This is a genomic window from Streptomyces sp. NBC_00829 (assembly GCF_045161795.1).
GTDB lineage: Bacteria > Actinomycetota > Actinomycetes > Streptomycetales > Streptomycetaceae > Streptomyces.
Map to the genome: position 1 here is coordinate 8,368,649 of NZ_CP108867.1, position 21,441 is coordinate 8,390,089.

Annotated in this window: 16 protein-coding genes and 2 pseudogenes; 3 read left to right on the forward strand and 15 right to left on the reverse strand. The window is 68.1% G+C overall.

What is annotated here, in order from left to right; translation table 11 throughout:
• Positions 1-11: 11 nt before the first annotated feature.
• The 5 genes and pseudogenes from OG293_RS37340 to OG293_RS37360 all read right to left on the reverse strand — a co-directional run bounded on the left by OG293_RS37340 (position 12) and on the right by OG293_RS37360 (position 6,820).
• On the reverse strand, positions 12-2,843 hold the full coding sequence (locus OG293_RS37340; RefSeq protein ID WP_406003173.1) for an ATP-binding protein: 2,832 nt from the start codon (positions 2,841-2,843) through the stop codon (positions 12-14).
• Positions 2,844-3,137: 294 nt separating this feature from the next.
• Positions 3,138-3,281: a hypothetical protein gene (locus OG293_RS37345; protein ID WP_406003174.1), complete on the reverse strand. Its 144-nt coding sequence runs from the start codon at positions 3,279-3,281 to the stop codon at positions 3,138-3,140.
• A gap of 27 nt (positions 3,282-3,308) precedes the next feature.
• Positions 3,309-4,118 (reverse strand): ABC transporter substrate-binding protein, encoded by an 810-nt coding sequence (locus tag OG293_RS37350; RefSeq protein ID WP_406003175.1) that lies wholly within the window; start codon positions 4,116-4,118, stop codon positions 3,309-3,311.
• Between the two features lie 556 nt (positions 4,119-4,674).
• Positions 4,675-4,906 (reverse strand): annotated as a pseudogene (locus OG293_RS37355) (IS1380 family transposase); the annotation flags it as partial.
• Between the two features lie 12 nt (positions 4,907-4,918).
• Positions 4,919-6,820: a propionyl-CoA synthetase gene (locus OG293_RS37360; RefSeq protein WP_406003176.1), complete on the reverse strand. Its 1,902-nt coding sequence runs from the start codon at positions 6,818-6,820 to the stop codon at positions 4,919-4,921.
• A 479-nt stretch (positions 6,821-7,299) separates the two neighbouring features.
• Here OG293_RS37360 and OG293_RS37365 point away from each other — a divergent pair, with 479 nt between their 5' ends.
• Positions 7,300-7,977 carry a TetR/AcrR family transcriptional regulator gene (locus tag OG293_RS37365; protein WP_406003177.1) on the forward strand — a complete coding sequence of 226 codons (678 nt, stop codon included), beginning with the start codon at positions 7,300-7,302 and terminating at the stop codon, positions 7,975-7,977.
• Positions 7,978-8,389: 412 nt separating this feature from the next.
• On the opposite strand, the gene OG293_RS37370 is transcribed toward OG293_RS37365, so the two are convergent.
• A complete protein-coding gene (locus tag OG293_RS37370; RefSeq protein WP_406003178.1) occupies positions 8,390-9,094 on the reverse strand; it encodes a TetR/AcrR family transcriptional regulator in 705 nt (234 codons plus the stop codon).
• Between the two features lie 130 nt (positions 9,095-9,224).
• On the opposite strand from OG293_RS37370, the gene OG293_RS37375 reads away from it, so the two are divergent.
• Positions 9,225-10,670, forward strand: a complete 1,446-nt coding sequence (locus OG293_RS37375) for an MFS transporter (RefSeq protein ID WP_406003179.1) — start codon at positions 9,225-9,227, stop codon at positions 10,668-10,670.
• A 110-nt stretch (positions 10,671-10,780) separates the two neighbouring features.
• Positions 10,781-11,533 carry a creatininase family protein gene (locus tag OG293_RS37380; RefSeq protein ID WP_406003180.1) on the forward strand — a complete coding sequence of 251 codons (753 nt, stop codon included), beginning with the start codon at positions 10,781-10,783 and terminating at the stop codon, positions 11,531-11,533.
• A 21-nt stretch (positions 11,534-11,554) separates the two neighbouring features.
• Here the strand turns inward: OG293_RS37380 and OG293_RS37385 are convergent, their stop codons facing one another.
• From OG293_RS37385 to OG293_RS37425, 9 genes and pseudogenes are all read right to left on the reverse strand, one after another.
• Positions 11,555-11,779: a hypothetical protein gene (locus OG293_RS37385; protein ID WP_406003181.1), complete on the reverse strand. Its 225-nt coding sequence runs from the start codon at positions 11,777-11,779 to the stop codon at positions 11,555-11,557.
• 1,651 nt (positions 11,780-13,430) lie between these two features.
• Positions 13,431-14,477 carry a hypothetical protein gene (locus OG293_RS37390; RefSeq protein ID WP_406003182.1) on the reverse strand — a complete coding sequence of 349 codons (1,047 nt, stop codon included), beginning with the start codon at positions 14,475-14,477 and terminating at the stop codon, positions 13,431-13,433.
• Entirely contained in the window at positions 14,474-14,833 is a 360-nt protein-coding gene (locus OG293_RS37395) for a PadR family transcriptional regulator (RefSeq protein WP_406003183.1), read from the reverse strand. The genes OG293_RS37390 and OG293_RS37395 overlap by 4 nt, the downstream gene beginning before the upstream one ends.
• A 777-nt stretch (positions 14,834-15,610) precedes the next feature.
• Positions 15,611-15,907, reverse strand: a complete 297-nt coding sequence (locus tag OG293_RS37400; protein ID WP_406003184.1) for a hypothetical protein — start codon at positions 15,905-15,907, stop codon at positions 15,611-15,613.
• 32 nt (positions 15,908-15,939) lie between these two features.
• Complete coding sequence (locus OG293_RS37405) at positions 15,940-16,779, reverse strand: alpha/beta fold hydrolase (protein ID WP_406003185.1); 840 nt, start codon at positions 16,777-16,779, stop codon at positions 15,940-15,942.
• Positions 16,780-17,426: 647 nt separating this feature from the next.
• Complete coding sequence (locus tag OG293_RS37410) at positions 17,427-18,830, reverse strand: IPT/TIG domain-containing protein (protein WP_406003186.1); 1,404 nt, start codon at positions 18,828-18,830, stop codon at positions 17,427-17,429.
• A gap of 448 nt (positions 18,831-19,278) precedes the next feature.
• Positions 19,279-19,492, reverse strand: a pseudogene (locus OG293_RS37415) (IS5/IS1182 family transposase); the annotation flags it as partial.
• A 246-nt stretch (positions 19,493-19,738) separates the two neighbouring features.
• Entirely contained in the window at positions 19,739-19,972 is a 234-nt protein-coding gene (locus tag OG293_RS37420) for a hypothetical protein (protein WP_406003187.1), read from the reverse strand.
• Positions 19,969-21,243: a S8 family peptidase gene (locus tag OG293_RS37425; protein WP_406003188.1), complete on the reverse strand. Its 1,275-nt coding sequence runs from the start codon at positions 21,241-21,243 to the stop codon at positions 19,969-19,971. The genes OG293_RS37420 and OG293_RS37425 overlap by 4 nt, the downstream gene beginning before the upstream one ends.
• Between the last annotated feature and the right edge of the window lie 198 nt (positions 21,244-21,441).

The following is a 21,441-nucleotide window of genomic DNA, read 5'->3' on the forward strand; positions in this document are numbered from 1 at the left end:
TACCGTGCAGGTCACGGGTCTTCGACAGGGAGACTGACATCACCCTCCTGAAGGGCCCGTCTGGTGACCCGCAGCTTCTGCAGGGCGTGTGCGACGTGGTGTTCGACAGTCCGGGGAGACAGAGACAGAGCCTGTGCGATGTCCTGGTTGGTAGCCCCGTCCGCGAGAAGGCTTGCCACCTGGCTTTCGCGCGGAGACAGGGTCCTGCCGTAGCGCCGCCCGCCGCTGGGGGAAGGGCGCGTCAGGCCGAGTTCGCGCAGAGTCTGCTGGCAACGTGCGGCGTCGGCGGTGGCACCGAGATCTGTGTAAGCGTCGGCAAGCCGAGTCAATTGCCGGGCGGCTTCCTGCGGCGCCGTGGGGACACGGGTTCGGGCGTAGAATTCAGCGGCTTGCACGCTGTGGTAGGGACGGCCGGTTGCGTCCCAAATCAGGTGTGCTTGGTCGAAGTGTGCGGCGGCGGCGTCGAGTTCGCCATCGTCTTGAAGGATCAGGCCATGGGTGAGATGAAGCACGGCATCGACCGTGGGTGAATCCTTGTTGTGGATTCTCTCCTCGACCGAGGAAAGCAGACTTCCAGCGATCTCGCGGTGGCCGCAGGCCAGCGCAGCCCGTACGGCTACTGTGAGCAGGCCATCGGCCCAGGGCCGAGGCGCGGTGGGCACCGGGTCAAGAGCCGGTCTCACAGTGGCCCAGGCGGCCTCGGGATCTCCCTGGGCCAGGCGCACCTGAGCAATTCCCGCAATGCCACACAGAACCTCGCCCGCCTCGGAATACTGATCCTCCATGACCGCTGCGCGGCCGAACTCTCTCAAGGCGCGGGCCCATTGTCCGCGGGCAGCAGCCAGGTTTCCGCCGATCTGTGCGGCAGTTTTGGTGACGGGGATCATTTCGGGCGCTTCATTGCCGAGTGCGGCGAGATGGTCTTCCAGTCCCGTCCACCGGCCTGCCAGCCAATCCAGAACCAGCAGACCCAGTTGGCTGAAGTACTCCATTGTGCTAAAGCCCGAGTGCTTGCACAACTCCCGGCTCTCCCTGAGGAGGTCGGCGGCTCGCTCGTCGTATCCCCGTTCCATCGCGGCGACGCCACAGTTGGTCAGCGCCCGCAGATAGTGCCTCAGGACCTCGCGATCGTCGACCTGCCGCGGCAGGAGGTCGAGCAGCCACCACACCTCGTCCTCCCCGTCCAGAGCCATCAGGTTCAGCCGAGTGGCCCACACAGCAGCATGCGCCCACAACTCGGATGCCTCGATGACCGTGCGCTCGGCCCGCTGCATCCATGCCTGCGCCATACGCGCGCTGACGTGGGGCTCGCCGCAGGCCAGCGCAACCATGGCACGGACAGCCAACGCGGGTCGGTGAGTCAGCTCCTCTACGGCCCGCTCAAGCTCCCTGAAGCCCCCCTTGTCTTGGCACTGGTTGATCATGAACAGGCCCAGAGCGAGTCGGATCTCTCCCCGGGTCTCAACAGAGAGGTGGGGATCATCCATGATCCGGCGCAGAGCGTCGGCGCTGGAGGCGTAGTCAACGCTGTAGTGGGCGATTCGGCTGAGGGTGAGGGCGGCTCGGGTACGTTCCTGGGGCGGGAGCGTGGATTCGGCGAGAAGCTGTTGCAGGAGGTCCTCGGCGATGCCGTCGTCGCCTACCTCGACGGCGTGGACGGCAGCGGCCTGGGCACGCGGGAGCCATGCTTGCACATCGCCCAGCTGCCGGGTGTGGTGTGCAATCTGGACCAGTGCCGGCGGAACCTGCGTTTCCAGCGCTTCAACGGCTCGCATGTGCAACCGGCGTCGCCGCGGTCCCACGATCCGTTCGTAGACGGACTGGCGGGCCAGGACATGCCGGAACCCGTACAGGCCCGGGGCGGTCTCGACGAGCACACTCGCTTCCAGCGCAGCCGTCAGTCCCTCTTCCGCCTCGTCCTCGCTCAGCTTCGCCAGCGCCCCCAGCAGCTGCTCGCTGGCGGGCACCGCCAGCACCGCCGCCGCCTGCACCACTGCCACCGCCACCGGATCCAGCCCCCCTACCCTGGCCTGCACGGCCTCCTGCAAGGCCCGCGGCACGCCTGCCCCCTTGAGACGCCCCAACGCTGTGCCCGCAGACTTCCCGAGGCCCTCGGCCAGGACCAGCAGATCCTCCTCCGCCACCAAGGGCAGCCCCCCGCAACGCTCAAACAGCTGCCGGCCCAGGGCTGCGGCCGCCGACTGGCCCAGCACCGAAACGGCGAGTTCCCGGATCTGAGCTTCAGGCAACGGTGAAAGCGAGATCTCCGTGCCCCCGACGCCCACCGGGCGTCGGTAGGGCGAACCAAACACACCTGCGTCATCCGCAAGATCCTGTGCACGGTAGGTAACCACCAGCCGCAGTTCCTGCGGCGGATTCCTCGCCAGGAACAGAAGAAGCTCCCGGGTCGCCTCGTCCGCCCAGTGCATATCCTCCACGACCAGCACCACCGGCCCCAACGCCGAGAGGACCTCATGCACCGCCCGCATCAATTGCTGCCGCCCCCCTTCCTGCACCTCGGGGCCAGGCGCCGGGTCCGGGAATCGATCAGCGAGCGCAGGGAGGAAGGGGTGCAGTGCCCACACCACCAAGCTCAGCTTGACGTCGTGAGGGATGTGGGGATGAGCGCTGCGCAACGCGTCAATTACCGGCCCGAACGGCAACGGCTCACGCAACGGGTGACACCAACCCGTCAGCACCGGGATCCCATCCTTGATCAGCCGATCGGTGGCTTCGCCCACAAGGCGGGACTTCCCTACCCCCGCTTCACCCTCTACGAACACCACCGCTGGCCCGGAAGGCAGCGCCTCGACCAGCGCGCGCAGCTCGGCACCACGCCCCACGAACGCGAACCTCTGACTACCGTGAGTCACCACCGCCACCGTCCCGGGCCCCACAGGTCCTGAGTACCTGACCGTCACTCCAGGCTAGCGCCGCTCTCGGCACTGGCACCGTCGGAGAGTGAACACACCCGATGGCCAGCGCTAGCACAGCGAGCGTTGGGCGTCATGCCTCGGCCGCAGTCGTCGAAATCGCTTGATGACGAGAACTCCAGGCAGAGATCGTGTCCTGAGCCGGTTCGTCTTCGGTAGTGGAAGTGTTGGGCGAGCATCCGGTTCTCCACGTGATCCGCTGGATCAGGCGAGGTATTCGCTGTCCTGGCCGACGAAGGCCACATCGTGGTTCATCCGGCGGAAACGCGCTCCGTCAGGATCGACCTCGTCGATGTTGTACAGCGTGCTGATCTGCGCTCCATGAAACGTGTATCGCTGGACCCGCATCTTCGCGGGTTGCTGGGAGCGCGAGGCTCAGTATCCGCCGTTGATGGCCGCCTCGGTGACAGCTCCGTTCTTGACGCCCCACTTCTCCAGGACCGTCGCGTACTCGCCGTTCTTGATGATCGCGTTCAGAGCTTCCTTGAGCGCGTCACGCAGCTGGATGTTGTCCTTGTCGACGGCGATGCCGTACAGGCCCGCGTTGGTCGGGTTGCCCGCTACCTCGAAGTCGTTGCCGCCGCCCGCGGTGTTCGCGATGTACGTGGCGACCGGGTAGTCGTTGAGTTCGGCGACGGCGCCGCCGGACTTCAGACGGGCCTGAGCCTCCGGGTCGGTGTCGAACGCCTCGATGGTGAGCGTGCCCTTGCCGCCCTCGGCGCACTTGGTGGCCTGGGTCTTGAGGATGCCCTCGTAGACGGTGCTGTGCCCCGCCGCCACCGTCTTGCCGCATAGATCGTCGAGCGACTGGATCTTGTCCGGGTTGCCCTTCCTGACGAGGAGCGATACGCCGGAGGTGAAGTAGTCGACGAAGTCGACGCCCTCGCCGACCTTCTTGCCAGAATCGTCCAGGCCCTGCTGGCGGGCCTTGGTGTCGCTCATTGCGGACATGGCAATGTCCTGGTGGCCGGTGTTCAGCGAGGAGATCAGGCTGTCGTAGGGGCTACTGGTGAACTGGAACGTGACGCCCAGCTCCTTGCCGAGGGCCGCGGCGATGTCGGGGTCGACGCCGACGATCTTGCCGCCCTCGTCGTACTCCATCGGAGCGTAGGCGGCGTCGGTGCCGACCTTGATGACTTTGGAGTCCTGGGTCGTCTTCGGCAGCTTGTTGAACAACGCCGACACGCCTGCCCCGGGAGGGGTTGTCCCTGGAGGTGTTGTCTCTGGCTTCTTCTCACCCTGACTGGAGACCACAAGGACAACTGACACCACCGCCACCACAAGGGCTCCCGCGATGAGCACCACGCCCCGCGTGGAACGCCACCAAGGGGAAGAAGGGCTTGGTTCGGGTTCCCCGCCAGTCCCCGGCGCAGGGGGAGGCGGCGGCGGTTCGGGTGGCGAGCCGTCGGAGGGAGGCTCCGGCGGGCGGTCGGAGGGAGGCTCCGGCGGGCGGTCGGACAGTGGACCGGCCGGCGGTCCGGACGGACGGCGGGGCGGCGGTTGGGAACTCACGATGGATTCCTGGTCCTTCTCGACTCGAATCGGTTCAGACCATGCAATACCCCTCGGATGCAGGATGATCTTTAAGGATGGGCGTGTCGCGGGCAAGGGTTCACAGGTACGGCGTTCACTACGTCGTTCCCCTGGTACACGGGACCCGCCTGCTGGCCTGCCCGATCCGTCCCAGGACTGCCTCGCCCGTACCGGGCCGGAATGCCCTCGCCGTGCTCGGCGGCCGCAGCCAAGCGACTTCTCTGGCCTGGGCACGGGCCCAGCCCAGAGAAGACAGCCCTCTCATCGGGGTCGGCGAGCAGCCGCCAGGCCGTCGGTGTCGAGGCGACCGAACCAAACACCCCTGCCTGGTCCCGCAGTACGGCCAGATCCGCAATGGCCTCGCCGCCATCGGCGAGCGTCACCGCCAGGTCGGTGGCGATCCGGCCCGGATCATGTCCCGTCCCGCGCGGCCGGCCTCCCTTGCCCAACTCTCAACTTCCGCCGAGCACTCGCCGGATGTCGTCGATTACTTCGGGATCCTCGATGGTGGAGGGCGGTGCAGGATCTCCGCCGTCGGCGATCTCTCGCATGGTGCGCCGCAGGATCTTGCCGGAGCGGGTCTTGGGCAGGGCGGCCACGACATCGATCCGGCGCAGTGCCGCCACGGGCCCGATGGCGTCGCGTACGCGGGTGACGAGTTCTGCGCAGATGTCTTCCGGAGCGCGGCCCACGCCGGCTTTGAGCACCACCAACCCGCGGGGAACCTGCCCCTTGAGCTGATCCCTGACACCGATGACAGCGCATTCGGCCACGTCGGGGTGAGCAGCGATCACCTCCTCCATCGCCCCGCTGGACAGGCGATGTCCTGCGACGTTGAGCACATCGTCGACCCGCCCCATGATGTACACGTATCCGTCCTCGTCCTTGTGTCCGCCGTCGCCGGTCAGGTAATGGCCGTCGTACGTGGACAGATAGGAGCGGACATACCGCTCGTCGTCCCTCCAGAGCGTGGTGAGGGTGCCCGGCGGCAGCGGCAGCCGGATGGCCACCGCGCCCTCCGCTCCTGCCGGTGCCTCCTGGCCCGCTTCGTCGAGGATGCGCACGTTGTAGCCGGGTACCGGCAGGGTCGGTGACCCCGGTTTGGTCACATGCGACTCCAGGCCCACGGGGTCGGACACGATCGGCCATCCCGTCTCTGTCTGCCACCAGTTGTCGATCACCGGCACGCCGAGCAGCTCGCCTGCCCAGCGGTAGGTCTCCGGGTCCAGGCGCTCGCCCGCCAGGAACAGATGGCGCAGCGAGCCGATGTCGTGCGTGGCGAGCAACTCGCCCTTGGGGTCGTCCTTTCGCACGGCTCGGATCGCGGTGGGTGCGGTGAAGAGCGTGGTGACGCCGTGTTCTGCGACGACCCTCCAGAACGCTCCGGCGTCGGGGGTGCCGACGGGCTTGCCCTCGTAGAGCACGGTGGTGCAGCCGGTCAGCAGGGGGCCGTAGACGATGTAGGAGTGGCCGACGACCCAGCCCACGTCCGAAGCGGCCCAGAACACCTCCCCTGGGTGGGTGTCGAAGAGATACTGCATCGACCAGCGCAGCGCGACGGCGTGACCCCCGTTGTCGCGGACGACGCCCTTGGGCCGGCCGGTGGTACCGGAGGTGTAGAGGATGTAGAGCGGGTCGGTGGCCGCCACCGGAGTGCAGGGAACCGGTTCGGCTGCGGCGGCGGTTTCGGCCCAGTCCAGGTCCCGGCCCACCGTCAGTTCGGCGGTGTATTGCGGGCGTTGGCGGATCACGCAGTGGTCGGGCCGGTGACGGGCCTGGGCGAGGGCGGCGTCGAGGAGGGGCTTGTAGGGCACGACACCCTTGGGCTCGATTCCGCACGAGGCGGACATGATGACCTTGGGCTGGGCGTCGTCGATCCGCACGGCCAGTTCACGCGCAGCGAATCCGCCGAAGACCACCGAATGGACTGCACCGATACGGGCACAGGCCAGCATGGCGATCACCGCATCGGGAATCATCGGCAGGTACAGCACGACGCGGTCGCCCTTGATCACCCCCAGCCCGGCGAGCAGACCCGCTGTGCGAGCGACCTCGTCACGCAACTCCCGATAGGTGAAAGCGGTCTGCGCACCGGTCAGGGGACTGTCGTGGACGAGGGCAAGACGGTCGCCGTGTCCGGCATCGACGTGCCGGTCCAGGGCGTTGTGGCAGGTGTTCAGCTCACCATCCGGGAACCAGCGGTACAGCGGTGCACGAGCGTCGTCCAGTGCCGTCGAGGGGGGAACGGTCCAGTCGATCGCTCGCGCCGCCTCAAGCCAGAACTGCTCGGGATCCTCCAGGCTCCGGCGGTGGGTTGCGGCATAGCCGCCCCGCTCGGAAGGTGATGCTGGCACGGTGTTCTCCTGTCTGGGGGCACAGAGGGACGGTGCGACCTGTTCCGGAATGGACGGGTCGGCATGTGTGCATGTACGTGCGGTGTCGACTGTTTCTTCGCCGTGCTGGCCGTGCGTGCTGCCTGCCTGGTCAGCGGTTACCGGGTGATCATGCGGGGCATTTGGTCCGACCGGCCCGCGCGGTCACAGGCGGACGCGATCCGAACGCATTATGGATTGTACAGTACAGTCTATGGGGTTCCCCATGGTTGCACCATCGTTCGCGCGGAGCGCCGGATGGGGTCCGGAGGGTCCCGCAGGCTCCCCGTGACAGCGATGCCGCCGGTACACGGGTATGTGCCGAATACCGCCTCAGTGGTGTGCCGGAGATCGTGAAGGAGGCGGGCGCAGGAGGTGCGTCAGGACTTCGACGGGCGCACCTCGTCGAGACCCGGAGGGCCGGGACTAAACTGGACTGGGCAATCTAAAGGAGGCTCTCGATGTCGGCCGACACCAGCAGTCCGTCGCTCGCGCCCGGACGCCTGGCAAGCAAGCGGTCCAGCGCCACAGCCCTCAAGATCTTGAATGCCTCCAAAGCCCTCTTCCTCGAAGACGGGTACGACGGTGTCAACCTCGACCGGATCGCCACCCGCGCAGGCGTGGCCCGGCAGACCGTCTACAACCTGTTCGGGAGCAAGGAAGCGGTCTTCCGGGCGACGATGGAGCACCACTGGGCAGCCTTCGGGCTCGAAGAACTGTCGGCGCGCCTGGATCGTGATATCTCACGCGCCGATCCGGCCGACTTTCTGCGCCGTTTCGCCGAGATGGTCCTCACCTTCATCGCGGAGACGGATCAGGTCTCCTTCACGCGGCTGGTCATCGCGGAGTCGCGCAGGCTTCCCTGGATCGCCACGGAGTTCTACCGGCTCGGCAAGGCGCCGTTGGCGGAGACGTTCACCGCCTGCCTGCGGGAGATGTCGGAGGCCGGTGTCATCGACTGCGCCCACCCGGAACTGGCGGCGCGCCAGTTCCTCGGGCTGATCCAGGAGTTCGTGATCTGGCCGCAAGTCATGGCGATCGGCCCTGACGTGATGAAGCTCCCGCCCACCGGCATTGTCGTGGAAGAGGCCGTCGCCATGTTCCTGAGCCGCTACGTGCCGGCGGATACGGCGGCGTAGTACCTGCCGCCACCGTGCCGTCGGTTCACACGGTCGTAGCGGTGCGGCCGCTCCCCGGCGCCCCGCGGACGGCCGCGACCATACGCGCCCGGCCTGGGGCTGCTGCTCATCCGGTGCGCGGTGGTACGCCGTGGACGGGTGACAGGCGGTAGGTGCCGCTGTCGCCTTCGGAGCGGACGAAGCCGGCGGTGGGGGCGCGAAGTGGCTGCCCAGGAGCAGGGTGTCGCTGCCGGCAAGGCGCGCGAGAAGACGGCGGCGGGTGCGGGCGGCTTGTTCCGGGTCGACGTCCACCGATGGCGTCACCGACGTTCCGCCGAGGAGCGATGTCGGGCGAAGCGGGGGTGCGCGGGAGGGAACTCATGCGGAACTCCGTGTACTTGGGGGATGTCATAGGGCGCGGCGCGGCCGACGGTCACCGAGGCGGTGGCGGCTTGAGCGCTTCTTGACGCGCTCCGGCTCCGTAGCGGCTGAGAAAGGTGGAGACCGCCTCTTCTATGACCACATCGGTCGGCGGGATGTTCGTCCGGCTCGCATCGGCGGCCATGACCTTGGGCCAGACAGCGAACTCCTGGACGAGCCCCAGGAACTGCCGCGCCGCCGTACTGGGGGAGGGGCACGAGATTGTGCCTGCCTCGCAAAGTCGCTCCAGGCACGACGCTAACACCCGCAGCAGCGGCGCCTTGCCGAGCCGGTGGAACTCCCCGGCGATCCATGGGATGCGGCTGGACTCGGCGATGACGAGCCGGGTGAAGGCGATCTGGTCCGTCTCGTCGATGAAGGCGAGCAGTGCGTGGGAGAACCGGCGCAGAAACCCGGCCGGGTCACCGCCGCTCTCGAGCCCTTCTTCGAAGCGCGAGGGCAGGGTGTCGAGGTCGAGGCTTGCCCAGTGGTGCTCCACCACGGCGCGGAAGACGGCCTCCTTGCCGCCGAACCGGTTGTAGACCGTCTGCCGGGCGACCCCCGCCCGCGTGGCGATCCGGTCGAGGTTGACACCGTCGTACCCGTCTTCCAGGAAGAGCGCCTTCGCCGCGGAGAGGATCTTCGAACGGCTGCGGGCGCGCGCTGCCTTGTTGCCGGACACGTGCGGCGTACACGCGGCGGAGACCACGGTCGACACCTCCTTGTGGACTGTACAGGACAGTCTAAATTAGCAGGCCGGAGTATTGCCAGAGCCTGAATTTAGATTGTACTGTCCAATCCAACTCCGGGGGTCACGGGACCCCCCATCGGCTCCAGTGGGAGAAGCGATGCAACGTTCAGAGGACACCGGAAGCCTGCTCGTCGCCACCCGGCTCGACCGACTTCCGACGACAGCACTCCACAAGCGGTTCGTCGCCATCATGGCGCTCGGCAACTTCTTCGAGATCTACGAGCTCTTCCTGGCGGGAGTCCTCGCCACCACGCTGAAGGCGACCTTCTCGCTGGCCGGCTTCGATCTGTCCCTCGTTCTCGCATCGACGTTTGTCGGCGCTTTCCTCGGGGCCGTAGTGATCGGACGGCTGGCCGACCGCATCGGGCGCCGCGGTGCCTACATGCTCACGCTCACCACGTACTCGGCGGCCACACTCCTCTGCGCCTTCGCCCCGAACCTGTGGAGCCTGGTCCTCTTCCGCTTCGTCGCCGGGATCGGCCTGGGAGGCGAACTGCCGGTAACGGATTCCTTCCTCGGCGACATCCTGCCGCCGAAACAGCGTGGGCGTTACGCGGCCTGGGCGTTCACAGCCGCCTATCTCGCCGTACCCGCGGTGGGGTTCCTGGGCATGAAGCTGGTCGGCGAAAGCCCGCTCGGCATCGCGGGATGGCGGTGGATGTTCGCGATCGGCTCCCTCGGCGCCCTGCTCACCTTCCTGGTCCGCCGGGGTCTGCCCGAATCACCGCGCTGGCTGGAGTCGGTCGGAAGATCGGCGGAAGCCGACGCGATCACCACTCGATTCGAAGAAGCCGCTGAGGCGGAGGGGTGGACACGCCCCGCGGCCACCGACGCCAGGCCGCAGCCGCGCCCGGTCCAACTGCCCATCCGGAGCATCTTCCGGGCACCTCTCGCCCGCCGTACGGCGTTGATGGCCGTTCTGTGGGTTCTCGCCCCCATCGGGTACTACGGCTTCAGCAGCCTCGCCACGCTCGTGCTCGCCGCCAAGGGATTCACCGTCAGCAGCTCGCTGACCTACCTGACCTTCTCCTTCATCGGATACCCGCTCGGCTCCTTCCTCTCGGTGCTCGTCATGGAGAGAGCCGAACGAAAGTGGATCCTTTGTGCCTCGCTGGTGGGCATGGGGCTGTCCGGGCTGGCCTACGGCAACGCCGCATCGCCAACGGGGATCATCCTCGCGGGCTTCTGTTTCACCATGGTGGCCAACGTCATGTCCAACTCCGGCCACATCTACCAGCTGGAGCAGTTCCCGACGAGCGTGCGTACCACCGCGACCGGCTGGCTGTACTCGCTCAGCCGGCTGTCGACCGCCGCAGCACCCTTCTACCTGATCCCCCTTCTCGACGCCTACGGCGCCGGAGCCGTCTTCGCCGCGGTGGCCGCGGCGATGCTCCTGGCCGCGCTCGCCGTCGCCTTCGGGGTGCGGACCACAGGCCTGTCAGTAGAGAGCATCTCCGCCGCTCCGCAAGAAGCGGACTCCCCGCAGCCGTCCACCGGCGTGCCCGCGCACCTCGCTTCCGGACGGCTCTCCGAGACACCGTGAAGCCCCCGGCCGCACATCGCCCCGCCAGGACGTAGTCGCTCTCTCCTGCCGCCAAGCCCACAACCAGCCGCACAGCCCCGCCCATCGGCCAAGAAGGGACACACCGCACCATGACGGAAGTTCTCTGGAACCGCATGACCGCGCCGGAGCTGCGGAAACGGGCCGCTCAAGGCGCCCCGGTCCTGCTGCCCGTCGGATCCACCGAGCAGCACGGACCGCACCTGCCCACCGGTGTGGACGACTTCCTCAGCGCCGAGGCATGCAGCCGGGCCGCCGCCATCATGGTCGACCACGAGCGGCCCGCCGTGGTCGCACCCTCCCTGTGGTGCGGACTCTCCGATCACCACCTCGCCTTCGGCGGCACCTTCTCACTCACCCTGCCGACCTACCATGCGCTCCTGCGCGACCTGTGCCGCTCCATCATCACCGCAGGCTTCGGCAAGATCCTCATCGTCAACGGGCACGGAGGGAACATCACCGCCCTCAACGCCATCAGCAACGAACTCACCCGGGAGTTGTCCATCCCCATCGCCGTCACCAGCTACTTCCTGGCCGGGATGGAACGGACGGCGGAGATACTGGAGGACCAGCCCACCCTCATGCACGCCTGCGAAGGCGAAACCTCCATGATCATGGCGATCGCCCCCGACCTCGTCGACCGCACCCGGCTCGCCGAGGCGACCGGCCCGCACATCGCGCTCCAATCCGACGCGAGCCACGTGTTCCACGCGTCGCGGTCGTTCAAGGAGGTCACCTCCTCGGGCGTGGCGGGTGATGCGCGCGCGGCAACTCCGGAAAAGGGGGAAGCCATCCTCGACGCATGCGCCCAAGCCATCGCCGAATGGCTGCTGAAGTGGTCATAACGCCGCGCCGCGGCTTCCGCCTCACCGCGCCGAACCGGTGAGGGGACTGCCGGGCCGTCGTACTCGCCTTGCCCACTGCGCGGCCGTGGGCAAGGCGAGGGCTGCACGCAGGCTCAGCTTCCGGTCGGCCAGAGCACGGGGGTGGCTCCGCGCGATGCGGCGGACCGCTTCGGTGACCGCGTCAGTGCCGGGCTGTTCGGGCCAGGTTTCCGGATCGTCGTTCAGCTCCCGGGGGAGCGGGAGCATCCGCCGACCATGCGCACACAACCTTGTCTGTTGAAGTTGATCAGCTGTGGAATGGCTGCTTGTCCAGCGGTATGCACGGGTCGGCTGTCGCCGACCGAACCGCCGCGATGAACGCAAGGCGCAACACTTCCTCGCCTTCGCCGGCAGCGCTGCAGCAACATCTGCTACCGCAGACGCTCGTCACGACACCGACCTCTCTGACCGGCAGCGGGAAACGGGCTGGATGCCAAGGCGTCCCACCCGTCGGCCCGTGTCCCCATCCGAAGCCACCGGGTCCGGGGCAGCGCCGGGGACGGTCGACCCTGAAGCCCGGTCGGGCAACGCGGAGCCGGGTCCGGTCCCTCCGAATCGGACCCGGCTGAGCGCGTTCCCGGATCACAACAGGTGCTTGCGTCCCCGGATGAGGATGAACGCCGCGAGAGCGGCGGTCAGGGCCAGCAGGACGGCGGCGCCCATCCACTGTATGGCGGACATCTGGGAGACCGGGAGGTAGTCGACCGCCCAGCCGCCCACCTGCTCCTTCTTGAGGCAGGCGGCCGTCGCCTTCTCCGTGATCTCGCCGCAACTGCCGTAGCCGATGCGGGCGCCGGACGCGGTGAGGTAGGACTGGTCCAGCACATCGGCACCGCCGGGCAGTTTCGGGTAGGCGTTGTCGCCCTGGACACCGGTGTGTGTGGTTGCGGTGAGGACGTGGCCGAAGGACAACCGTACCTGCGCCCAGGCGATCTGTACGGCGACGGCGAAGCCGAAGGTGACGACCACGGCCATCAGGGTGCGGCGCCCGGGTGCAGCATTGACCACTACGCCGAGATCGGCTTCCGCGGCTTCGTTGACCTTGTGGACGACGTGGGGGGCGTACGGCTGTGCCTGGACCACGACATCAGGCGGCAGACCTCCAAGTCGCTCTCGATGCGCCTCAGCGCATGGCGGGCCAGCGCGAGATTGCTCCGGGAGCGGTCGAGCGCGAGGTAGAGGAAGAGGCTTGCGCGGCTGCTGACCAGCGCCCGGGCGCGATGCCTGCCACGGCGGCTCCGCCGCCCCGCCGTAGCCCCGGCACGCACGGCCTCACCGGACACACAGGGTGAGTGCGACCTTCGAGGCCAGCACCGACTCGGCCTGCAGTGACGGGCCGCGTCTATTCATGCCTCCCTCTTCCTTGTTGAGTGACACCCAACTCACAGCACCCACCCGCCGCTGGGATGCACGTACTACGTCAACGCGCGTACCAGCGACGACGCCAATCCCGGCGCCTCGCTGAAGAAGCCCCGGAAGACGCTGGCCGAGGTGTCCGCGGCGAAGCTGCAGCCGGGCGAATACCGTGGCCAGCGCGCGTGGCCAGGGGTTGGCCGGGCCAGCAGCTCCGCCCTTCCAGGTCGGGCGTCGAGGGCAAGCCCCTCACGTACACCGCCTGCGGCTGCGGGGCGCTGCCCAGGCTCGACGCGTCGAGCGCGTCCGGTGAGTTGGAGGGCGATGAGTGCGCAGTCGCCCGCCGGGTGACCTCGGCTCGCGCGGAGATGACTTGGGCTTGCGAGCCGGTCCGGCTCGGTCTGCGCCCTCTGCGCGGGAGTGGGGGTGTTCCTTTCCTGGCTTCCGCGAGTCGCCCTCGCGGAAGCCAAGGAGAACTTGAGCCGGCCGGCCCCGACGTAACCCTTCAGGTGAGGGTTTTCAGAAGGTGGGCAGTCAGCCGCAGGAGCGTCAGGGCCAAGGCCGCACCACAGACCCACAGGGCCCAGCCGAAGTCGCCGTTGACCAGGCGATCCAGCCCATAGCCTGCGAACAGCACGCCGAACAGCGCGAGATACCCGCCTTCACGTGTCCACCAGGCCCGCCGACCGGCCTGGTCGGCCAGCTCCAGGGCATAGACCTCCACCGGCCCGAACTCCTCGGACGGGGCACAGCCGGTGGCAGTCAGGTGGAGCCGGGCATCGGCGACGAGTTGCCGCACCTGACTGCGGGGTAGTCCGTGCCTGCCAGTCAGCAGGTCACCGAGGCGCCCCAGCCACCGATCGGCATCAGACGGGTCGGTTCCCCCAGGGGCCGCGGATTCCTTGCCGCCTGTCTCCTGGCCCGGTGTGGTCGCGGCTCTGTGCGGCGAGCCGGACGAAGGCTCCAGCCGCCAGGCAAGGAGAGCGAGCAGTGCCCCGCACACTGCGAACACCCACACCGGCAGCCGCCCGAAAGGGTCGCGCGACAGTCCGAGGAAGGCCATGGCAGCAGCCACGACCAGGACCAGCATGCCGACCGCGGCGGCGGCCGCGACCCTGGCCCGCCCGGCGGCCCGCAGAGCAAGGGCAGTGCCACTCGCCATCGTCGCGGCCACGACCAGGACGGACCCGGCGACACTCGCGAACGTGAGATTCACCCACCACTCACCGCGGACCAGCAACAGCCCGGACCCGACCACCAGCAAGACGGCAACGCCGTACATACCTAGGCGCAGATAGTCGGCCGGACGAAGGCCGGCCCAGTCCCGCCCGGCCCGCTCACCGACCGGATCACGCTCCCTGGCAACCCGCACGGCGTATTCGTCCGGATCTCCGAAAGCCTCTCGTGGGCTCTCGCCCGTCTCCGCGCAGTATCCGGCGACCTCCCCGAGTACGTCCTCTACCGAGGCCCGGTCCATACCCGGCTGCAGAGCCAGCCGCAGCTCCAGACGCGCCGCCCACTTCTCATACGCCTCGCCGTGCTGTGCAGTCATTCGTCCTCCTCTTCGATTAGGTCCGTCCCCAGCAGGCCGCCCATCAGGACCGAGAACCGCGCCCACTGCGCCCGCTGCTCGCGGAGTGTGTCGCGTCCCGCCTCGGTGAGCGCATAGACCTTTCTCCCCGGCCCGCCCTCGCCCGGTTCCCACGTAGCACTCACCACCCCGTCGCGTTCCATCCGCCCCAGCACCGGATACAGAGCGCCACCCCGCACCCGGCCGAAACCCTGCTCCGCCAGGCGCTGAGCCAGCGCATACCCATGTCCGGCCCCCTCGGCCAGGACCGCGGCGAGAGCGAGTTCGAGAGCCCCCCGCAGCCATCCCGTCTGCCAGTCGGCCGACGCATCCACCATCCCACCCCCTAAACAGCATTCACGAGTACCACCAAACTCTTACTAGTACGAGTCTAGACTAGATGAGGCCGGGAAGCCAAGGCTGCTCCGGAACATGCGTCAGGACCTCGCCCCAAAGCCTGAGGTGATTCGCGGACGCCGGAGCTGACACAACTCGACGGCCTCGAAGCAGCCGTTGGCGGCGGAGCCGTAAGAGCTTTCCTCGTTTGGTCGGCACGCTGTACGACGCCCGCCCGGCCCCGCCAATGCGGCTGCAGGAGAGGCGCCCGCGGCGTGCCCTTCGACCATGGCCATTACCTGACGTGCGGGCGGCCGTACTACTCGAAGAACCCCGGATCGAGGGTCGCCACCTCCAGGAGCGCCCGCAGGGCCGCGCGTTCCTCCGGGCGTCGGCGAAGCACATCGTGATGCCGGCGCCGGGTGACAACTCCGCGGTCAGCAACCGCTGGCGGGCCGCTACGTGCGCTGCCTTTGTGCTGGCCCGCGTCGACGCGCGCGTCCTGACGGAGTCCGAAGCCCGGCGATCTCTCCGGTTTTGGAGGGCGTCGAAGTCGGCGTGGGCATGTTCGACGGCTCCGGGGTATGCCTGGCGCTTCTCATGTTCGGCGGGCGCCCGGTCGATGCTGGCCAGGCCGGGTTCCGGCCCTTGCGCTTGCCGGTGGGAATGATCAGGTCCGGGCGGATCTGCCCGGCGGACTCGCCGTTCGCGCGGCGCCGCAGCACGGTGTGCAGCATGTCGTCGGTGATGACGGGTGGGCGCCCCGCCGTGCCTTGCCCTTACGGCGGCGACGTCCAGCCCTCCCGGGTGGCTTCGCGGATGCTCTCGCGCTCGCTCTCGGCCGCGGCGGCGAAGAAGCCGAAGAGCATGCGCCCGGGGCCGCTGGGGTCGTAGATGCCGGGCAACGGTCCGGCGAGCACTTCCAGGATCAGGCCGTGGGCGGTCAGGTGGTCGGGCGTTCGCGTGAAGGTCGTCGTGGTGACCTTGGCCCGGAGGTCAGGCGGCCCGAGCCGCCGATCGGCAACTCGGGCCGGAGCCGCTGTCTTGGCGGCGAGAAGAAGCCCTGGGGGCGGCATCCTGCCAAGACCCAGGGCTCAGAAGCAGGTTGTCAGCGGCGCGCGGCGTTCTTGGCGATGCTCGCAACAATCTGGTCGCAGAGCGGCGCGGGTAGGTCGTGGCCCATCGCATTGAGCGGCAGGTAGGTCGAGTCGGCGAGTGCGGCGTGGGTCGCCTCGCCGCCGGCGATTTTGATCAGTGGATCTTCGGCACCGTGGATCACCAGCGCCGGGAGCCTCAACTGCTCGAGGCGTCTCGTGCGGTCAGGCGCGATCACGGCCGCAGTCACCTGGCGTGCTCCGCCGTCGGGGTGCTGCGCGCGGTCGTAGGCCTGCGTCGCCAGCGCGAGACGGCGCTCACGCTCGCTGTCCGCATAGGTCTTCGAGCCGATGGTCGCGTACAGGTCAGCGATCTGTCGGATTGCATCCTCGCGATCCGGTGGCAGCGGTTTGGTCAGCTCCTGCAACACATCGCCGTCGGCCATGCCGATGCTGATGTGCGGCGTGCTCATGATCGAGCACAGGCTGAGCACGCGCGGCGTGTGCTCGATCGCGAGCAGCTGGGCAATCATCCCGCCCATCGAGGCGCCGACGACGTGCGCCTGCTCGACGCCGAGATGGTCGAGCAGCTCGACCGTGTCACGCGCAAGTGCTCTCAAGAAGTACTGGCGCGGTGTGGTCTTCCATTCCGTCAGACCGCTGTCGCGGTTGTCGGGACGAATCACCCGGTAGCCCCGCTCGCCGAGCGCGTCGACGATCTCCTGCGGCCAATGGATCAGCTGCGAGCTGAGTCCCATGATCAGCAGCAGCGGCTCCCCCTCTGGATCCCCCTCGTCGCGGAAGCACATTCTCACCGTCGTCAGCTCCGCGAACTGATCGCGCTCATCGCTCATGACATCCTCTCCGGCAGTTGAATCCCCCTGCCAACCGAGCAGCGCCGGCTCGGCGCGCGCGTAGACCGCTCCGCACCCGCCAGGCCCCGGCGGCGTACTGGAAAGCAGAGTGGGGCGGGACCGACGTCCCGTCCCAGAACAACGAGTCATCGATCAAGGAGACACGCCATAGCGGCAATGCCGGCGCATTACGGTCTTGCGGGTTGGGGTCTTGTGATGAGGACGGCTTGGGTGCGGGCGTGCGTGGGTTGGGGCCAGGCACGGTGTTGGGGGTGTTTGAGTCGGTGGTTGGGCATTTTGGGTTTCCCGATGCGGGGGTGGCTGCGCAGTCGTCTGGGTGGGGGAGTTGTTCCAGGAGTTCCTGTTCGAGCCTGACCACGGCCCTGACCGGGAGGCCAGGGGGACACTGCCCGGCGTGACGGTCACGCTGCGCCGGGCGGAGCACAGGGTTTCGGTGAAGGAGACCCGGTCCGGGGCCACGCCACGGGTGCCGGCCGTTCTCAGCATCAGTTCGCGCAGGCCACGGTGGACCAGCAGGTGCGCCCAGATCTGTCGATGCCTTTTGCAGGAGCGCCGGATGTGGACGAGGCGGATGCGGCCGAGGCGGCATGGCCCCACGCGCGCGGCGTGGCCGGCAGGCCACGGCGTCAGCCGGGGTAGGTGAACTCGTCGACGGGGACGGCGCGGGACAGGTAGCCGTTCACCAGCACCCTGATGTCGACGGTCTTGCTGAAGGGCGTACCGGACGGCGGCGCCGTCGCGGTGATCTGGGTCGGCGAGTCGAGCGTGTACTTCGCGAGGTTCTTCCCGAAGTACACCGTGGGATTGGCGGCGAAGCCCATGCCCGTGATGGTGACCGTTTGCCCGGTCTTCCCGTTGTCCGGAGAGATGCCGGTGACCAGGACGGGCTGCGGCCCGCCGTAGGCGAACTGCCCCGTCGGGACGGCCGGGGAGGTGCCCAGACTCCCGGTGACCCTGACGTCGACGACGCCGACCCCCTCGGGTGCGGTCGCGATGATCTGGGTGTCGCTGAGGACCGTGCTCTCGCACGGGACGGGGCCGAAGTCGACGACGCTGTCCGAGCCGAAGCCGCGCCCGGTGATGGTGATCTGCGTAATGCCCGCGGTGCCGACGTTGGGGCTGACGGCCTGCACCACCGGCCCGGTGGGCAGCGGCGGTGCCTGCAGCAGACCCAGGTAGGTGGGGTTGGCGTGCTGATAGGCGACCTGGGCCAGGAAGTCCTCGGTCGAGCTCTTGACCACAGCGGGGTCGAACGTGTCGTAGTTGGGGTTCAGGGGCGGCATGGCGTTGTTCGGCTGGACGTAGACGTTGGGCCCGGTGAGGGTCTCGATCTCCGGAATGAGGACGTCCTTGACGTCGGCGGGCGCGACCGGCCCGTGGGTGGCGGGGTACCACTTCTTGGCCGCGTCCAGGTCGGCCCAGGCCCGTGGCACGATGTCGTAATTGTTGACGTACCCCTGGTTCACGTTCCACTGCACGGAGTTGAAGCGGTCGGCGAAGTCCTTCAGGCCGGCGGTGGGGGCGGCGAAGGTGATCACCCCGAACTGCGGCGCGAGACTGCCCCAGTTCTGGGCCTGCAGGTACAGCGCGAGCACGGTGGCGATGCAGCCGCCCAGGCTGTGGCCGATCACGTTGACCGTCGCCCGCTGGGGCGCGTCCGTCAGAAGGAGGGTGAGCGCCCGCATGAGGTTGGAGCCCGCCCCCGGGGACCCGTCGGTCATGCCGGCGACCTGGGTGAACGCCGTCATGGAGCCCTTCGAGATGGAGACCGGCGACGATCCGCCCACGGTGAAAGGGACCACCGTGCCGACGTCGAGGTCTTCGAGGGTGTCGATCGCGTTGGCGACCGTCCCGCGGACGACCACGGCGAACGCGTTCGAGCCGGAGGTGTCCTTCGCGATGTACGCCATGTTCGCGTTGTCCGGGCTCAGCGCGAGCCAGGCCAGCTGCCACGTGCCCTTCGTCGCCAGGCTGGGGTCGGACAGTTGCTGCTTGATGCCGGCGGCGATGCGCAGCTTCTGCGCCGTCACGCTCTCTCCGGACGGGCGCGGGGTCGCCCCGGTCGCCGCGAGCGCGGCCAGTCATGGCCACTGCGGCCGTCGGCGCGGTCGAATCTACCGTCACGATCACTCCTCTGGTGCTCACGTGAGCACCCAACGAGCCGAATGGGTCGTATTCAACCTATTTTCGGGAGTGGGCGGCCGAGGGCATGCGGGCTCCTCGGGGGGCCGGGTTCAGGCCATTGGGCTACTGCTGCAACGGTGCTTATCGTGATGAGGCTTCAGCTCGTGGGCTGTGGCCTCGTCGCTTGTAGTGGCTGGTCGCTGGCGTCGTCGGCGCCAGCGCGACCAGCGCGGCACGTGGTCGACGGTGCCGCGGCCGGGTCGGCCGAGGTGAGTGATCAGTCGCCGGATCTCGGGGACGGTCTGGGGAATCAGGTCTGGCGTCGATCCGGTCCGGCCTCTTTGAGAAGTCATTTCATTTGGTAACTGTGCGGTAGCAGATGAGTGCTGCGGCGATGCCTGCGAAGGCGAGGAAGTGTTCCGCTCGCTGTGCGTTCGTAGTGGCGGTGCAGTCGGCGGTGTCTGCCCAGCCTGGCAACGGAGCGTTCGACGACCCAGCGGTGTCGGCCCAGGCGCTGGGAGTAGTCGATGCCGCGGCGGGCGATGCGCGGTGTGATGCCGCGTGATCGTAACCGTCGGGATCTGGGGCTGACGATCCTGCCGGACCTCGTCAGCACGCCGCCGGTAAGGTCCCGCGGCTCGGTGGAGCCCGCAGCGCCGAAGACGCAGCACAGGACGTCGTACGTGTCGGTCATGGTGTGCCGGTGGCACACCACGTCGGCGCCTGCCGTTTGGCTCAAGACACCGGACAACACTGGCCGAGGGGTGGTGTGACACACGCGTCACACCACCCGCTCGGAGTCGCTCTCCAGTGTCTACTGCGGTGCGGTTGGCGGGAGTCGGTAGCTGCGCTCGAGTTCGACGGCTTCCACACCGTCGATCGCTCTGAGTGCATCGAGCCGGTCCTCCCTGACCGTGCCGGTGACGGAGCCGATGTCGGGATAGTCGGCTTCCACGGCCAGCCCAGCTTCTCGCAGGGCCCGCAGTGTGCCGGTGAAGTGCTGAGGGTCGACGGCCAGCACGACACGGATCTCGGGTGCTGCGGTCACGGGGCCTGGACCAGCCCTGCTCCCACGTCGACGCCCGGGATCGGCAGCCGACGTGCTCCGGCGAGCAGAAGCGATTTGAGTTCGGCTGCGGTCGCGGTGGGGTTGGCCTGGGCGAGCAGGGCGACGATGCCCGCGACATGCGGGGTGGCCATGCTGGTGCCCATCAGCCGCTTGTGTTCGGTGGGCTGGGGCCAGGCCGAGTACACGTCGACGCCGGGTGCAGCGATGTCGACCTGTCCGCCGTCGGGATTGAGGCCCGCGTCTGTGAAGAACGCGATCTTCTCGTTCCTGTCGAGCGCGGCGACGGCCATGATCGAGGGGCAGTTGGCGGGGTGTCCGACCGGGTTGACCGTATCGGGGCGGTCACTCTCGTTGCCGGCGGCTGCGACGATGAGGGTGCCGGCACGCATGGCGCGGCGTGCGACGTGCTCGTAGACCTGGGAGAAGCCCTCTCCGAGCTGGGTGGGGGCGCCGAGCGACATGGAGATGACCCGGCAGCCGTTTGCGACCGCCCAGTTGATGCCGGCCAGGATCTGGCCGTCGGTGCCGCTGCCCTGGTTGCTCAGGACCTTGCCGGCGAAGATCTCCGCCTCGAACGCTACGCCGTAGCGGGGGAGCACGCGCGGTGCTTTGGGCCCGCAGGCCGTGCCGATGCAGTGGGTGCCGTGCCCCTGGACGTCGTCGATGCTCTGGCCCGCAACGAAGGACATGGTTTCGACGGACCGGCCGGTCAGGTCGGGGTGGCTGAGGTCGACCCCGGTGTCCAGGACAGCAATCTTGACTCCTTGACCGGAGAAGGCGCACTCCATCACGCGGGTCGCCTGCAGGCCCCATGTTGCCTGGGCCTCGTCCAGTCCCGCCGTGCGGACATCGGCGAGGGTGCTCTGATCGAAGAACTCGAGCGCGTGGCTGACGAGCTCTTCCACACCGTCCTGGTAGCCGCGCAGGTAGTCGGCGGGGGCCGCGGTGATCTGCGAGGCGTACAGCACCCGTTCCCGTTCCGTGGCCAGGATCGCGGATTCCTCCTGGGCGGTGGCTCTCAGCGCCGGGAGCTGATCGGGCGCCACATCCACGACGGCCACGCCCAGTTCTTCGAACACCACCGGACCGCCCCGGTCCAGGATCTCGGCCACATCCGCAGTCGCGCTGCCGCGGATGCGTTCTGCCCGGCCGGCCCCGGCCCGGGACTGCATCGCGGCCATGCCCTGCTCACTGTTGTCGGGATCGAGCAGCACGAGGAATCGCCCGGTGTACTCCTCCGTGTGCTTCATGACTCCCGCGTCTGCCATCGAGGTCCGAGCGCTGCGCGCACGACCGTCTGCCGACTCGTGGTTCATGGTCTCTCCGCATCAGGTGCTGCCCCCACTGGAGGTGCGAACGCGCATCAATCCGACCAGAAGCCTTTGTCCGGTCGTGTCACCCACGGCGATTGTCTGCGCGTGTCTGGTGCCTCCCCGATCAATGCGGTT